The organism is Pseudomonas asuensis (assembly GCF_014646755.1).
Classification (GTDB): domain Bacteria; phylum Pseudomonadota; class Gammaproteobacteria; order Pseudomonadales; family Pseudomonadaceae; genus Chryseomonas; species Chryseomonas asuensis.
Genome location: NZ_BMNW01000001.1, coordinates 490,614 through 504,501, shown reverse-complemented (window position 1 = coordinate 504,501; position 13,888 = coordinate 490,614). Strand labels below are relative to the sequence as shown.

The following is a 13,888-nucleotide window of genomic DNA, read 5'->3' as shown; positions in this document are numbered from 1 at the left end:
ACAGGCTTATTAGAAAAATAGATCGAGGAAGATGCCATGCCCCGCAGCATCACTCTAGTCCGTCCTTGCCTGGGTCTTGTTACCCGCATTGAGTGCGAAGTTAAACCACTGGCTCATCGGCCGGGTATGTGGACATTGCTCTGCGCTGCTGGCCTGTCAGGTCAACACCCTACAGCTATCAAGGCGCAAGGGCCTTTTCATGGTCCGGTTGTCGCTGAGGCAGTAATGGCGGCGATTGCTGACAATCTGAAAGAGCAGGGTTACGTTCCATCATCCGACCCCCAAATCTGGCGCTTGCATATCCAGGGTGAACTTCGCCGAATGAATGGAGAACGTGCACAACCTGTGATGAATTACCAAGCTCATCCGGAGCGCTAAGTATTTTTCTTAGAAAGAGCCGCTCTTCATGATTTGCCACGAATTGTACCGTTCCGGGCGTTTGTAGGGGCGGTACTCGCCGGTATACTCGCGTGATCATCTGTCATGAGCGAGTTACATGGAACGCTTTTTCGAAAATGCTATGTATGCCGCCCGCTGGTTACTAGCGCCTATCTATTTTGGCCTCTCGCTAGCCTTGGTTATGCTGGCCATTAAGTTCTTTCAAGAAATCTTTCACCTTCTCCCGCATATACTCGAGCAGACCGAAGCTGACCTCATCCTGTTGGTTTTGTCATTGATCGACATGGCTTTAGTGGGCGGTTTGCTGGTTATGGTTATGCTGTCAGGTTACGAGAACTTTGTTTCTCAACTTGAGCTGGGGGATGACAAGGAAAAGCTCAGTTGGCTCGGGAAAATGGACTCCAGCTCACTAAAAAACAAGGTGGCTGCATCCATTGTTGCTATTTCATCCATTCATTTACTGCGAATCTTCATGGATGCAAGAAATATCGACACTACCTATCTGAAGTGGTACGTGATTATTCACCTGACCTTCGTAGTTTCGGCATTTGCCATGGGATATCTGGATAAACTGACCAAGCACGATCATTAAGTATTCGCGGTATCAAGGCAGTTATTGGACGGACTGATAAATGCTCTCTTGGAGGCACTATGAGACTCGATGAACTCAGGGCGTTAGCCCAGGCAGGTCGCATTCAGGAGCTCAACCTTCTCTCGTTAGAGGGAGGTTTCTACATACTCGATATACTGGGTGTAGACGTACGAAGCCGTCTTCAGGAGAGTGATGGTAAAACCATGCATCTACGCTCTCCAGGCCATGCACAGCATGTGCTTAGAGACCTGCCAGAGCTGCCATTTTATCTCGTTCAGTATTCTCCGTATGACGAAATGGTAGGTGCTGCGCCACGTAGCGAGGCACCTTTGAAGACGCGACTTAGTTTCAAGGGTAATGGTGAGGCAAGCGTCTGAGCCTTAGCTGATAGTGTTTTGGGTGATGGCATCGTCTGTATTACCTACCGCTTACAAGCCAAGCCTAACTACCGTCTGTGTTAGGCTGGCTGTTTTTCAATCGAGGTGAGTAATGAGCGAACTCAATCTGGACACCCATGAGACTCGTGTGAGCTACGGCATTGGCCGTCAGTTGGGCGATCAGCTTCGTCAGAATCCAGTGCCAGGTATGTCTCTCGAGGCTGTCTTGGCAGGCCTGTCGGATGCCTATGCCGAACAGGAAAGTCGTCTATCAGTTGATGATTTGAACGAAAGCTTCAAGTACATCCGTGAGCGTATGCAGGCCGAAGCGCAAGCAAAGGCTGCAGCTGCGGCAGAAACGGGTGCTGCTTACCTACTGGAAAACGCCAAACGCGAAGGTGTTGTTCTTCTGCCCTCCGGACTTCAGTATGAAGTACTGGTTGAAGGGCAGGGCGACAAGCCAAGTCGCCAGAGTCATGTGCGTACCCATTATCATGGCACTCTGATTGATGGCAGCGTATTTGATAGCTCTTATGAGCGCGGTCAGCCTGCTGAGTTTCCTGTCGGTGGTGTTATTGCAGGCTGGACCGAAGCGCTGCAGCTAATGGGCGTAGGCAGCAAGTGGCGCCTTACTGTGCCGAGCGAGCTGGCTTATGGCGCTCAAGGCGTTGGCAGTATCCCGCCTCACAGCGTATTGGTTTTTGACGTAGAGCTGCTCGAAATTCTTTAAGTCTGCAAGCAGGCTGGCCGCAGGGTCAGCTTAGCTAAAACTCTGCTGGCTGCCATCTTCCGGCCGCAAGGCACGTGCATAGCAGAATAGAAAGAGTTGGCGAACCTGTTCCTTCTGACGAGCGGGTTCGCTGCTGCTTAAGCTCTGCACATCGAGCTCTCCCATCTCCCGTAATTCGTCTAATGCCTCTTCGTCCAGCACAACGCAGACTTGCCCTGTCTCGCGGTTGAGTATGCGCAGATAAGGGTGTGGACGATCCAGCCAGGCATCAATCAAATAAGTCATAACGAATCTCTCCATAACGGATATATGGATGAGAATAATTCTTATTATTGGTTAATCAAGCTTTGATTGAAGTTTTTTTGTCCAAGGCGACCATTCGCACAAAAGGAACATAAAAAAACGCCACGTGCCTAGCGGCAGATGGCGCTCTTTTATGAGTCGCGTATCAGTGGGTACGTGCTACCGCAAACTGGCTCAGCTCAATGAGTGCATCGCGATGGACGCTGTCAGGCAGGCTTTCCAGGCAGGCAATCGCTTGCTCGGCATAGTCGCGTGCCAGGTTAGCCGTGTAGTCCAGAGCACCTGCGGCCTCGACTGCATTGCGAATACCTTCCAGGTCTTTGCTGCCGCCTTGCTGAATAGCCTTGCGGACCAGGGCAGCCTGCTCTTCGGTGCCTTCGCGCATGGTGACGATCAAGGGAAGGGTAGGCTTGCCTTCTGCCAAGTCATCACCCACGTTCTTGCCAAGCGTGGTGGCATCGCCACGGTAGTCAAGCAGATCATCGACCAATTGGAAGGCAATGCCAAGATAGTCGCCAAACTGGCGTAGTGACTCTGACTGTTCGCTAGAGGCTCCACACAAGGCCGCTGCGCTATGCGTTGATGCTTCGAATAACATGGCGGTTTTGCCGCGAATAACCTCCATGTAAATTTCTTCAGTCGTACTGGCATCACGCACCTTGGAAAGCTGCAGCACCTCACCTTCGGCAATAACCCGCGTTGCCTGAGAGATAATGCGCATAACCTCCATCGAGCCTAGTTCGACCATCATCTCGAAGGAGCGCGCATAGAGGAAGTCACCAACGAGTACGCTAGGCGCGTTACCCCACAGGGCGTTAGCCGTAGAACGTCCTCGGCGTAAGCCTGAAGCATCGACAACATCGTCGTGCAGCAAGGTTGATGTATGCAGAAACTCGATGGTAGCTGCAAGTAGCCGAGTCGGGTAGTCGCTATGGCCCAGTGCATTTCCAGTCAGCAGGACCAAAAGGGGACGTAGGCGTTTCCCGCCAGCCGAGACGATGTAATCTCCGATTTTTTCGACCAGGGGCACGCGGGAGGTGAGTTGTCGGCGAATGATGCCATCGACTGCGGCGAAATCATCAGCCACCACGCGATAAAAGGCCTGGGGTTGCGTCATGTAGGGCGTATCCAAGTGCGGTGCGTTGTTACAGCACGGTGCTCGCCGGGGCGGAGCGCTGGGCGCATAACCTGCCGGGGCTCCAATAGGGTTGCGCGGCATGCTAGGGGGGAGGGGTGGCACTGTCAAGGCAGAGTAGTGCAGCCCTTGCCACATAAACCCTTCTTGCGTAGAATTGTTGGCCCTGAAATCCCAAGGGTTAACCCCCTGTCTTACGCAATTGCCTGGGCGTCTATCCACCCCATGCAGCCATGCCGGTCAATCACTCTTTTTATAAAGCGCCGGGTGAGCAGGTTAAACGGAGAAATTCCATGTACGCAGTAATCGTTACCGGTGGCAAGCAACACAAAGTCATCGAAGGTGAATTCCTGAAGGTCGAGAAGCTCGACATCGCAACTGGCGAAACCGTGACATTTGATCGCGTTCTGCTGGTTGGCAATGGCGATGACGTCAAGATCGGTCTGCCGGTAGTTGATGGCGCTAAAGTAACTGCGGAAGTAGTTGCTCAAGGCCGTCACGACAAGGTAAGCATCATCAAATTCCGTCGTCGCAAGCATCACATGAAGCGTCAGGGCCACCGTCAGTGGTTCACTGAAATCAAAATCACCGGCATTCAGGCCTGATTGCCTTTTCGGAGAATTGACTCATGGCACACAAAAAAGCTGGCGGTTCCACCCGCAACGGTCGCGATTCAGAATCTAAACGCCTTGGCGTGAAGCTGTTCGGCGGCCAGGTTGTTAAAGCAGGTAACATCATCGTGCGTCAGCGCGGTACTCAGTTCCACCCCGGTTACGGCGTTGGTCTGGGCAAGGATCACACTCTGTTCGCTAAAGTCGACGGCGTGATCAAGTTTGAAGTGAAGGGTGTCTTCGGTCGTCGCTATGTAAGCGTCGTTGCTGCCTAAGCGCTGATTCACCGAAAAAGCCCTGTCTTAACGACGGGGCTTTTTTGTTTCTGTATTCTATTCTTTTCCAGTTATTTTCAGTCGGCCCGCTCCGGCGGGAGGTTTTAATGAAATTTGTCGACGAAGTTTCCATTCACGTGCAAGCCGGCGATGGCGGTAATGGCATGATGAGTTTCCGCCGGGAAAAGTTCATCGAGAAAGGTGGGCCGAACGGTGGCGACGGTGGTGACGGCGGCTCTGTGTGGCTAGAGGCCAATGTCAACCTCAATACCTTGGTGGATTATCGCTATACCCGCCGTTTCCAGGCGCAGCGTGGTGAGAATGGCGGCAGTACTGATTGCACTGGTGCCAAGGGTGAAGACCTGGTTCTTCAAGTACCTGTGGGTACGACCGTAATCGATGCGGGTACTCAAGAAGTAATTGGTGACCTGACTCAGCCAGGACAGCGTTTGCGTGTCGCTCAGGGTGGCTGGCATGGGTTGGGTAACACACGCTTCAAGTCCAGTACCAATCGTGCTCCACGGCAGACTACCAAGGGTAAGCCAGGTGAGGCGCGTGATCTCAAGCTTGAATTGAAAGTATTGGCAGACGTAGGTTTGCTGGGGCTGCCCAATGCAGGCAAGAGCACCTTTATTCGAGCTGTGTCGGCGGCCAAACCCAAGGTTGCGGATTACCCTTTCACCACATTAGTCCCTAACCTGGGTGTGGTGAGTGTGGGTCGTCTCAAGAGCTTTGTCGTGGCCGACATTCCTGGCCTGATCGAAGGGGCTTCCGAGGGTGCAGGTCTGGGGATTCGCTTCCTCAAGCACTTGGCGCGTACGCGTCTCTTACTGCATCTGGTCGATATGGCTCCGTTGGACGAAAGTGATCCGGCAGATGCTGCCGAGGTTATTCTCAATGAATTGGGCAAGTTCAGCCCTGCATTGATGGAGCGTGACCGCTGGTTGGTTCTGAACAAGGCTGACCAGATCTTGGATGAGGAAGAGCGTGATGCTCGGGTCAAGGCTGTCGTCGAGCGCCTGGATTGGCAGGGGCCTGTCTTTGTGATCTCGGCTCTCGAGCGCAATGGTACTGAGGCGTTGTGTCAGGCCATCATGCGTTATCTGGATGAGCGTGCCGAGCGTATTGCTGAGGACCCGGCGTTTGCCGAGGCGGTGCAGGAGTTGGATCAGCAGATTGAAGACGAAGCGCGGGCTCGTCTGCAGGCATTAGACGATGCGCGTGCGCTGCGTCGTGCCGGCATAAAGAGCGTCGATGATGCAGATCTCGACGATGACTTCGATGATGATGACGAAGACGATGGCGAAGGACCAGAGATCATCTATGTCAGATAAAGAGCTTTCGATGCGCGATCGGGTGACGGGCTCCGAGCGTTGGGTGGTAAAGATTGGCAGTGCCTTGCTAACCGACGACGGACGGTGCCTGGATAGTCGTTCCATGTCGGGATGGGTTGAGCAGATGGTTGCTCTGCATCGTGCGGGTGTTGAGCTTGTCCTTGTGTCTTCTGGCGCAGTGGCAGCAGGCATGAGTCGATTGGGCTGGGCTTCTCGGCCCAGCGCCATCCACGAGTTGCAGGCTGCTGCGGCTGTTGGTCAGATGGGACTGGTCCGGGCGTGGGAGTCCAGTTTTGCTGATCATGATTTGCAAACAGCGCAGGTCTTGCTCACGCATGATGATTTGTCCGACCGAAAGCGTTATCTGAATGCTCGAAGCACCCTTCGAACACTGGTTGAGTTGGGAGTGGTGCCTGTCATCAATGAAAACGACACGGTCGTTACGGATGAAATTCGTTTTGGTGACAACGATACGCTGGCGGCTCTGGTGGCTAACCTGGTTGAGGCGGATCTGTTGGTTATCCTGACGGATCGTGACGGCATGTTTGATGCGGACCCTCGGCATAACCCTGACGCAGCCCTGATCAGCGAGGCTCGTGCAGACGATCCTGTATTGGATACGGTGGCTGGTGGCTCTGCTGGGGCGTTAGGGCGTGGCGGTATGCAGACGAAGCTACGGGCGGCGCGTTTGGCGGCACGCTCTGGCGCTTGCACTGTAATCGTCGGTGGGCGTATTGAGCGCGTATTAAGCCGATTGCGTGGGGGAGAGCGGCTGGGCACGTTGCTCTCGCCTGAGCGTGGTTTGGTCGCGGCTCGCAAGCAATGGCTGGCGGGGCATCTGCAGATGCGTGGCACGCTGGTGCTGGATCATGGCGCTGTGAAAGCGCTTACCGAGGATCATAAGAGCCTTCTGCCTGTTGGTGTCAAGACGATAGAAGGCAGCTTCCGGCGTGGTGAGATGGTAGCTTGTGTTGGGCCTGACGGAAGTGAAGTTGCGCGTGGGTTGGTGAACTATAGCGCTGCTGAGGCGCAGAAGATCATAGGCCAGTCATCAGAGTCTATTGGTCAGGCGTTGGGTTATGTTTATGAGCCCGAGCTTGTTCATCGAGATAACCTGGTGCTTGTGTAATCTGTTGAGGAGCGGCGTCGATTGGCGCCGCTTTTTGCTCTTCAGAAACGCAGGCAATAAAAAACCGGCTTTCGCCGGTTTTTTATTGCAAGCTAAGCCTTAAGCGGCAGCAGCTTGGCTCATAGCCTTGATGTGGGCATTCAGGCGGCCTTTGTGACGAGCTGCCTTATTCTTATGAATGATGCCCTTGTCAGCCATGCGATCAATCACTGGCACGGCAGCGGTGTAGGCGGCTTGTGCTTTTTCCAGATCTTTAGCGTCGATCGCTTTGACTACGTTCTTGATATAAGTACGGACCATAGAACGCAGGCTGGCATTGTGGCTGCGACGCTTCTCAGCCTGTTTGGCGCGTTTTTTGGCGGAAGGTGTGTTTGCCACCGTCGAGCTCCTCGAAAAACTGGGGGGGTACTACGCAAATAAGGCCGCGAATCATGCCCATGTGTTTGTGAGTTGTCAAGGTCATCAGGACAGCTGGACAAGTGGTTAGTCACAAGAACATCTCCACGTGCTTTATCTGTCTTATCGTCCTACACTCGCGGGCTTGCCCGGTGGGCATAGTCTTCAAGGACTGACTGAAACTCAGCCCTACTCATCAGCATGTAAAGAATTCAAACGCATGAACCTTCTTAAGTCGCTAGCTGCGGTTAGCTCAATGACGCTTGTTTCCCGGGTGTTGGGCTTTATTCGTGATACGATCGTAGCACGTATCTTTGGCGCTGGGATCGCCACCGATGCGTTCTTTGTGGCGTTCAAGCTGCCAAATTTATTACGGCGCATTTTTGCTGAAGGGGCGTTTTCCCAGGCATTTGTTCCAATTTTGGCGGAATATAAGAGCCAGCGGGGGGAGGAGGCGACCAAAACCTTCATAGCCTATGTATCCGGCCTGTTAACGCTTGTTCTAGCGGTCGTGACGGTATTGGGTATGCTGGCTGCCCCTTGGGTTATCTGGGTCACTGCACCAGGCTTTAGCGATACACCTGAAAAATTTGCGCTGACCACTTCGCTTCTTCGGGTAACCTTCCCCTATATCCTGCTAATTTCGTTGTCCTCCCTTGCAGGTGCAGTGCTCAATACATGGAATCGTTTTTCCGTGCCGGCATTTGTGCCTACGCTACTAAACGTCAGCATGATCTTCTTTGCTGTGTTCCTGACGCCGTATTTCGATCCACCGGTCATGGTGCTTGGATGGGCAGTGCTGGCGGGTGGCTTCTTGCAGCTGATCTATCAGCTACCTCACCTAAAGAAGATCGGCATGCTGGTAATGCCTCGTATCAATTTGCGGGACAGTGGTGTCTGGCGGGTTCTAAGGCAGATGATTCCGGCCATCATAGGTGTTTCGGTTAGTCAGATTTCTCTAATCATCAACACGATATTCGCCTCTTTCCTGGCGGCAGGCTCTGTCTCGTGGATGTATTACGCCGATCGCTTGATGGAGCTGCCTTCCGGTGTTCTAGGTGTTGCGCTAGGGACGATTCTTCTGCCTGCCCTGGCCAAGACTTATGCCAAGGATGATCGGCACGAGTACTCGCGTCTCCTGGACTGGGGGTTGCGGCTTTGCTTTCTCCTCGTGTTGCCGTGCTCGCTGGCATTAGCCATTCTGTCTGAACCGCTGACGATTTCGCTGTTCCAGTACGGCCGCTTCACTGCGCATGATGCACAGATGACCCAGCATGCCTTGATTGCCTACTCGGTTGGTCTGGTCGGCATCATTCTGGTTAAGGTTTTGGCGCCAGGCTTTTACGCACGGCAGAACATCAAGACGCCTGTTCGGATCGCTATCTTTACGTTAGTAATAACCCAGCTCATGAATCTGGTCTTTATTGGTCCACTTCAGCACGTCGGCCTGGCTCTGGCGATTGGACTGGCTGCTTGCATCAACGCAGGCCTTCTCTATTGGCAGTTAAGAAAGCACAAACTTTTTGAGCCGCAGCCTGGCTGGCCGCTATTCTTGGTCAAATTGGTGATTGCAGTGTTGGTCATGTCCGCCGTGCTTGTAGGGCTGCTATATGTCATGCCTGCTTGGGAGCAAGGCAATATGCTGGCACGCTTCACGCGGCTGGGGCTGGTCGTTATTGCAGGGGTAATCGCTTATTTTGGCGTGCTAGCCGCGTTCGGATTTCGGATCAAGGATTTCACAAAAAAAGCGCTGGCATGACCAATGGTCTGATCTTCATGGGCAAGCTTGTCAGAGACTGCCTGTTGTCAACGGGCAAGCGTGCGTATAATCGTAGAATTTGCAAATAGAACGCGTGCTATGCAGCTGGTTCGAGGCCTTCATAATCTCAGTCCCCTGCCGCAGGGCTGTGTTGCCACCATAGGCAATTTCGACGGAGTACACCTGGGACATCAGGCGATCCTGGCTCGTCTGCATGAACGGGCTATTGAGCTCAAGGTGCCCAGCTGTGTGGTTATATTCGAGCCGCAGCCGCGGGAGTACTTTACGCCTGAACAGGCGCCTGTACGGTTGACGCGGCTTCGCGAAAAGCTGGAGCTGCTCGCCAAGGCCGGTGTGGACCGGGTCGTATGTTTAGCCTTTAACCGGCGATTACGCGAACTCTCAGCCCAGGCCTTTATCGATCAGGTTCTTATCCAGGGCTTGGGTATCAAGCATCTCGAAGTAGGAGATGACTTCCGCTTTGGCTGCGATCGGGCGGGCGACTTTGATTTCCTGGTTGATGCAGGGCGGATCAACGGTTTTACGGTTGAAGCAGCCAAAACGGTTGAGCTGGATGGTATGAGGATCAGCAGTACGCGTATCCGCGAAGCGTTGGCCTCTGGCGATCTGGCCTTGGCAAACCGAATGCTGGGGTGCCCCTATGCCTTATCGGGGCGCGTGCTTCATGGACAGAAGCTTGCTCGCCAACTGGGCTGGCCTACTGCTAATGTTCAGCTCAAGCGACACCTGCCGCCCATGAAAGGCGTTTATCTGGTTAAAGTGGATATCCACGGCCAGACCCTGGGAGGCGTTGCAAATATTGGTCTTCGCCCCACTGTAAAAGGTGATGGCCGCCCCCATCTTGAAGTACATCTTCTCGAATATGCTGGCGATCTGTATGGTCAGCATCTGACTGTTGTTTTTCACCGCAAGCTGCGAGACGAGCAGCGTTTCGCCTCTCTGGAGGCATTGAAGGCGGCGATTGATGCCGATGTCGCCGCCGCCCGAGCTTATTGGCTGGGCCAACCGCTTGATGAGATCTGAAGAGCCCGAAATGACCGATTACAAAGCCACGCTTAACCTTCCAGCTACCGATTTCCCTATGAAAGCCGGCTTGCCACAACGCGAGCCTGAAACCCTCAAGTACTGGAATGATATTGGTCTTTACCAAAAACTGCGTGAGATTGGCAAAGGGCGTCCTACCTTCATTCTTCATGATGGCCCGCCCTATGCAAATGGCAACATTCACATTGGTCATGCCGTCAACAAGATCATCAAGGACATCATTGTTCGTTCCAAAACATTGTCAGGCTATGACGCTCCTTACGTGCCTGGCTGGGATTGCCATGGCCTGCCTATCGAGCACAAGGTTGAAATTACCCACGGTAAAAACCTACCAGCAGACAAGACCCGGGAGCTATGCCGTGCCTATGCCGCTGAGCAGGTAGAAGGGCAGAAAGCCGACTTTATCCGCCTGGGCGTCTTGGGTGAGTGGGATAATCCTTACAAAACCATGGACTATGCCAACGAAGCGGGTGAAATCCGCGCGCTGGCTGAAATGGTTCGCAAGGGCTTCGTCTTCAAGGGGCTGAAGCCGGTCAACTGGTGCTTCGATTGTGGTTCCGCCTTGGCCGAGGCGGAGGTGGAGTATGCTGACAAGCAATCCATGACCATTGACGTCGCGTTCCCCAGCGCTGAGGACGACAAGCTTGCTGCAGCCTTCGGTTTGCAAGCGTTGCCTAAAAAGGCTTATGTCGTCATCTGGACGACCACGCCCTGGACCATTCCGGCCAACCAGGCGCTGAACGTCCACCCCGAGTTTGATTACGCGTTGGTGGATGTGGGAGACAAATTGCTTCTGCTGGCTGAGGAGTTAGTCGAAAGCTGCCTGAAGCGTTATTCGCTGGAAGGACAAGTGATCGCGACTGCCAAGGGTGAGGCGCTGGAGCTGATCGCTTTCAACCACCCGTTTTACGACCGCCGCTCGCCCATCTACTTGGCTGATTACGTTGAGCTGGGTGCCGGTACGGGTATCGTGCACAGTGCGCCTGCTTATGGTGAGGACGACTTCCGCTCGTGCAAGCGTTATGGCATGAGTAATGATGACATCCTGAGCCCTGTGCAAAGTAACGGTGTTTATGTTGAGTCGCTGCCATTCTTTGGTGGCCAGTTCATCTGGAAGGCCAACCCAGCTATTGTCGAGAAGCTGCGTGAAGTTGGCTGCCTGATGGCTGATGAAAACATTACCCACAGCTATATGCATTGTTGGCGCCATAAGACACCGCTGATCTATCGTGCTACGGCTCAGTGGTTCGTCGGCATGGACAAGCAACCCGTTGAGGGCGGTACTCTTCGTGAGCGTGCTCTGGCAGGGATCGAACAGACTCAGTTTGTGCCTGCATGGGGGCAGGCGCGCTTGCACGGCATGATCGCTGGGCGGCCTGACTGGTGTATTTCTCGGCAGCGAACCTGGGGTGTTCCAATCCCGTTCTTCCTGCACAAGGAAACCGGCGAGCTACATCCTCGTACAGTAGAGTTGATGGAAGAGGTCGCTCAGCGTGTAGAGCAGGCAGGTATCGAAGCCTGGTTCAAGCTGGATGCTGCTGAGCTACTGGGCAAGGAGGCCGCCCAGTATGAAAAGATTGCCGATACACTGGACGTCTGGTTCGATTCGGGTACTACGCACTGGCACGTACTGCGCGGTTCGCATCAGCTAAGCCATGCTCAGGGGCCGGCTGCTGATTTGTATCTGGAAGGCTCTGACCAGCATCGCGGTTGGTTCCATTCTTCGCTACTGACCGGTTGTGCCATCGACGATCATCCGCCCTATAAGGCATTGCTCACTCACGGTTTTACCGTAGACGAGAGCGGCCGCAAGATGTCCAAGTCTCTAGGCAATGTTATCGCCCCGCAAAAGGTTACCGACACGCTGGGTGCGGACATCCTGCGTCTATGGGTCTCGGCAACTGACTACTCGGGTGAAATGGCGGTTTCGCAGCAAATTTTGCAGCGTGCAGCTGACTCGTATCGCCGTATCCGTAATACCGCACGCTTCCTGCTCTCCAACCTGAACGGCTTTGATCCCGAACAGCATCTGCTGGCAGCGGACGAGATGATTGCTATTGACCGTTGGGCTATGGATCGCGCCTTATTGCTGCAGCGTGAGCTTGAAGAGGCCTATAGCGAGTATCGTTTCTGGAACGTGTACCAGAAAGTCCATAACTTCTGTGTGCATGAGCTGGGCGGTTTCTATCTCGACATCATCAAGGATCGCCAATACACCACTGGCGCAAATAGTCGCGCTCGCCGCTCCTGCCAGACAGCCATGTTCCATATCGCTGAAGCACTGGTTCGTTGGATTGCTCCTATCCTGGCCTTTACTGCTGAGGAGATCTGGCAGTATTTGCCAGGCAAGCGCAACGAGTCTGTCATGCTGAACACTTGGTATGACCAGCTGACAGAGCTGCCGGCTGATAGCGAACTTGATCGTGCGTTCTGGGAGCAGGTAATGGCAGTCAAGGCTGCTGTTAACAAAGAACTGGAAAATCAGCGTACCGCCAAGACCATTGGTGGCAACCTGCAGGCTGAGATCACCTTGTTCGTGGATGGCGAGCTGAGCACCGTCCTTAAAAAGCTCGGTGAAGACCTGCGCTTTATTCTCATCACTTCGCGTGTGGAGGTGGCAGCACTTGGCGAAGCGCCTGCTGAGGCCGTAGACAGTGAAGTGGCAGGTCTTAAGCTTCTGGTTCGTAAGTCAGCCAGTACTAAATGCTCTCGCTGCTGGCACCACCGTGATGATGTAGGGATCGATCCTAACCATCCTGAAATCTGCGGTCGTTGTGTAAGTAACGTATTCGGCAATGGCGAGGTGCGCCGCTATGCCTGAGTCAGGCCGCTTTGGCCGTCTGGCCTGGTTATGGTTGAGCGTACTGGTCGTTGTGCTGGATCAGCTCAGCAAGGCTTATTTTGAAGGCCAGCTCAGCTTGTATGAGCGAATTGAAGTAATCCCAGACCTGTTCAGCTGGACGCTCGCCTACAATACCGGCGCAGCGTTCAGTTTCCTGGCGGATCACTCTGGTTGGCAGCGTTGGCTTTTTGCTGCGATTGCCACTGCAGTCAGCATTACCTTGGTGGTCTGGCTCAAGCGGCTGGGGCGCGACGATACCTGGATTGCTATTGCTCTGGCACTGATCCTGGGCGGAGCGATTGGTAATCTGTACGACCGTATCGTTTTAGGGCACGTCATCGACTTTGTCCTTGTGCACTGGAAAGAGCATCTGTTTCCCGCTTTCAATCTGGCAGACAGCGCCATCACTGTAGGCGCCGTCATGCTTGCCCTGGATATGTTCCGTACCAAAAAGACGGGAGAAGCCCATGTCTGAGATAACAGTTGGTCCGGATACGCGTGTAACGCTCAATTTTGCGATCAAGCTTGAGAACGGCGACATTGTCGATACGACCTTCGACAAGGCGCCCGCAACGTTTAGGGTAGGGGACGGTAATCTTCTGCCTGGCTTCGAGCAGGCGTTGTTTGGCCTGCCTGAGGGGGCTCGTAGCAGCCTGACGATTCTGCCGGAGCAAGGGTTTGGTCAGCCAAACCCTCAAAACCTGCAGCAGATGTCTCGGGGCGAGTTCGAGAGCATGGATCTGTCCGAAGGACTGCTGATTATTTTTACCGATGCTGCGGGAGGTGAAATGCCCGGCATCGTCAAATCCTTCGATGACCACGTTGTGATTATCGACTTCAATCACCCGCTCGCTGGACGCACATTAACGTTTGAAGTTGAAATCATTGCCATCGAGCCGGTTGTTGCCCACTGAGGCTGTTCAGACACATGCTCTGAGCAA

16 protein-coding genes are annotated in these 13,888 nt (G+C 53.8%); 13 read left to right on the top strand and 3 right to left on the bottom strand.

Going from position 1 to position 13,888, the window contains the following annotated elements; genetic code table 11:
* Window positions 1-36 precede the first annotated feature (36 nt).
* The 4 genes from IEX86_RS02370 to bamJ all read left to right on the top strand — a co-directional run bounded on the left by IEX86_RS02370 (window position 37) and on the right by bamJ (window position 2,098).
* Window positions 37-378, top strand: a complete 342-nt coding sequence (locus IEX86_RS02370; protein ID WP_188864455.1) for a PA4575 family protein — start codon at window positions 37-39, stop codon at window positions 376-378.
* 118 nt (window positions 379-496) lie between these two features.
* The gene (locus tag IEX86_RS02365) at window positions 497-991 is read left to right on the top strand and encodes a TIGR00645 family protein (protein WP_188864454.1); all 495 of its coding nucleotides are present in this window, start codon (window positions 497-499) and stop codon (window positions 989-991) included.
* Window positions 992-1,050: 59 nt separating this feature from the next.
* Window positions 1,051-1,368, top strand: a complete 318-nt coding sequence (locus IEX86_RS02360) for a DUF6482 family protein (RefSeq protein WP_188864453.1) — start codon at window positions 1,051-1,053, stop codon at window positions 1,366-1,368.
* Between the two features lie 112 nt (window positions 1,369-1,480).
* Window positions 1,481-2,098 carry a BamJ family beta-barrel-assembly machinery protein gene (bamJ, locus tag IEX86_RS02355; RefSeq protein ID WP_188864452.1) on the top strand — a complete coding sequence of 206 codons (618 nt, stop codon included), beginning with the start codon at window positions 1,481-1,483 and terminating at the stop codon, window positions 2,096-2,098.
* A 30-nt stretch (window positions 2,099-2,128) separates the two neighbouring features.
* On the opposite strand, the gene IEX86_RS02350 is transcribed toward bamJ, so the two are convergent.
* Both IEX86_RS02350 and IEX86_RS02345 read right to left on the bottom strand, forming a co-directional pair.
* Entirely contained in the window at window positions 2,129-2,383 is a 255-nt protein-coding gene (locus IEX86_RS02350) for a PA4570 family protein (protein WP_188864451.1), read from the bottom strand.
* A 163-nt stretch (window positions 2,384-2,546) separates the two neighbouring features.
* Window positions 2,547-3,518, bottom strand: coding sequence for a polyprenyl synthetase family protein (locus tag IEX86_RS02345; protein ID WP_188864450.1), 972 nt, complete (start codon window positions 3,516-3,518; stop codon window positions 2,547-2,549).
* A gap of 311 nt (window positions 3,519-3,829) precedes the next feature.
* Between IEX86_RS02345 and rplU the strand changes: the two genes are divergently transcribed.
* The 4 genes from rplU to proB all read left to right on the top strand — a co-directional run bounded on the left by rplU (window position 3,830) and on the right by proB (window position 6,885).
* Entirely contained in the window at window positions 3,830-4,141 is a 312-nt protein-coding gene (gene rplU / locus IEX86_RS02340) for a 50S ribosomal protein L21 (protein ID WP_188864449.1), read from the top strand.
* A 23-nt stretch (window positions 4,142-4,164) separates the two neighbouring features.
* Entirely contained in the window at window positions 4,165-4,422 is a 258-nt protein-coding gene (rpmA, locus tag IEX86_RS02335; RefSeq protein WP_188864448.1) for a 50S ribosomal protein L27, read from the top strand.
* A 107-nt stretch (window positions 4,423-4,529) separates the two neighbouring features.
* Complete coding sequence (gene cgtA / locus IEX86_RS02330) at window positions 4,530-5,756, top strand: Obg family GTPase CgtA (RefSeq protein WP_188864447.1); 1,227 nt, start codon at window positions 4,530-4,532, stop codon at window positions 5,754-5,756.
* Window positions 5,757-5,766: 10 nt separating this feature from the next.
* Window positions 5,767-6,885 (top strand): glutamate 5-kinase, encoded by a 1,119-nt coding sequence (gene proB / locus IEX86_RS02325; protein ID WP_188864446.1) that lies wholly within the window; start codon window positions 5,767-5,769, stop codon window positions 6,883-6,885.
* A gap of 99 nt (window positions 6,886-6,984) precedes the next feature.
* Here the strand turns inward: proB and rpsT are convergent, their stop codons facing one another.
* Entirely contained in the window at window positions 6,985-7,263 is a 279-nt protein-coding gene (gene rpsT, locus IEX86_RS02320) for a 30S ribosomal protein S20 (RefSeq protein WP_145141737.1), read from the bottom strand.
* Between the two features lie 238 nt (window positions 7,264-7,501).
* Between rpsT and murJ the strand changes: the two genes are divergently transcribed.
* The 5 genes from murJ (at window position 7,502) to IEX86_RS02295 (ending at window position 13,861) form a co-directional block, all read left to right on the top strand.
* Entirely contained in the window at window positions 7,502-9,040 is a 1,539-nt protein-coding gene (gene murJ / locus IEX86_RS02315; protein WP_188864445.1) for a murein biosynthesis integral membrane protein MurJ, read from the top strand.
* 99 nt (window positions 9,041-9,139) lie between these two features.
* Window positions 9,140-10,084: a bifunctional riboflavin kinase/FAD synthetase gene (ribF, locus tag IEX86_RS02310; RefSeq protein WP_188864444.1), complete on the top strand. Its 945-nt coding sequence runs from the start codon at window positions 9,140-9,142 to the stop codon at window positions 10,082-10,084.
* Window positions 10,085-10,094: 10 nt separating this feature from the next.
* Window positions 10,095-12,926, top strand: coding sequence for an isoleucine--tRNA ligase (gene ileS, locus IEX86_RS02305; protein ID WP_188864443.1), 2,832 nt, complete (start codon window positions 10,095-10,097; stop codon window positions 12,924-12,926).
* The gene (lspA, locus tag IEX86_RS02300; protein ID WP_188864442.1) at window positions 12,919-13,422 is read left to right on the top strand and encodes a signal peptidase II; all 504 of its coding nucleotides are present in this window, start codon (window positions 12,919-12,921) and stop codon (window positions 13,420-13,422) included. The genes ileS and lspA overlap by 8 nt, the downstream gene beginning before the upstream one ends.
* The gene (locus tag IEX86_RS02295; protein WP_188864441.1) at window positions 13,415-13,861 is read left to right on the top strand and encodes an FKBP-type peptidyl-prolyl cis-trans isomerase; all 447 of its coding nucleotides are present in this window, start codon (window positions 13,415-13,417) and stop codon (window positions 13,859-13,861) included. The genes lspA and IEX86_RS02295 overlap by 8 nt, the downstream gene beginning before the upstream one ends.
* Window positions 13,862-13,888: the final 27 nt, after the last annotated feature.

Coding starts and splice junctions, on each gene's coding strand:
- IEX86_RS02295 (WP_188864441.1), top strand. CDS start 13,415: ATGTCTGAGATAACAGTTGGTCCGGATACGCGTGTAACGCTCAATTTT.
- IEX86_RS02365 (WP_188864454.1), top strand. CDS start 497: ATGGAACGCTTTTTCGAAAATGCTATGTATGCCGCCCGCTGGTTACTA.
- lspA (WP_188864442.1), top strand. CDS start 12,919: ATGCCTGAGTCAGGCCGCTTTGGCCGTCTGGCCTGGTTATGGTTGAGC.
- murJ (WP_188864445.1), top strand. CDS start 7,502: ATGAACCTTCTTAAGTCGCTAGCTGCGGTTAGCTCAATGACGCTTGTT.
- rpmA (WP_188864448.1), top strand. CDS start 4,165: ATGGCACACAAAAAAGCTGGCGGTTCCACCCGCAACGGTCGCGATTCA.
- IEX86_RS02370 (WP_188864455.1), top strand. CDS start 37: ATGCCCCGCAGCATCACTCTAGTCCGTCCTTGCCTGGGTCTTGTTACC.
- ribF (WP_188864444.1), top strand. CDS start 9,140: ATGCAGCTGGTTCGAGGCCTTCATAATCTCAGTCCCCTGCCGCAGGGC.
- ileS (WP_188864443.1), top strand. CDS start 10,095: ATGACCGATTACAAAGCCACGCTTAACCTTCCAGCTACCGATTTCCCT.
- rplU (WP_188864449.1), top strand. CDS start 3,830: ATGTACGCAGTAATCGTTACCGGTGGCAAGCAACACAAAGTCATCGAA.
- IEX86_RS02360 (WP_188864453.1), top strand. CDS start 1,051: ATGAGACTCGATGAACTCAGGGCGTTAGCCCAGGCAGGTCGCATTCAG.
- cgtA (WP_188864447.1), top strand. CDS start 4,530: ATGAAATTTGTCGACGAAGTTTCCATTCACGTGCAAGCCGGCGATGGC.
- IEX86_RS02350 (WP_188864451.1), bottom strand. CDS start 2,383: ATGACTTATTTGATTGATGCCTGGCTGGATCGTCCACACCCTTATCTG.
- IEX86_RS02345 (WP_188864450.1), bottom strand. CDS start 3,518: ATGACGCAACCCCAGGCCTTTTATCGCGTGGTGGCTGATGATTTCGCC.
- bamJ (WP_188864452.1), top strand. CDS start 1,481: ATGAGCGAACTCAATCTGGACACCCATGAGACTCGTGTGAGCTACGGC.
- proB (WP_188864446.1), top strand. CDS start 5,767: ATGCGCGATCGGGTGACGGGCTCCGAGCGTTGGGTGGTAAAGATTGGC.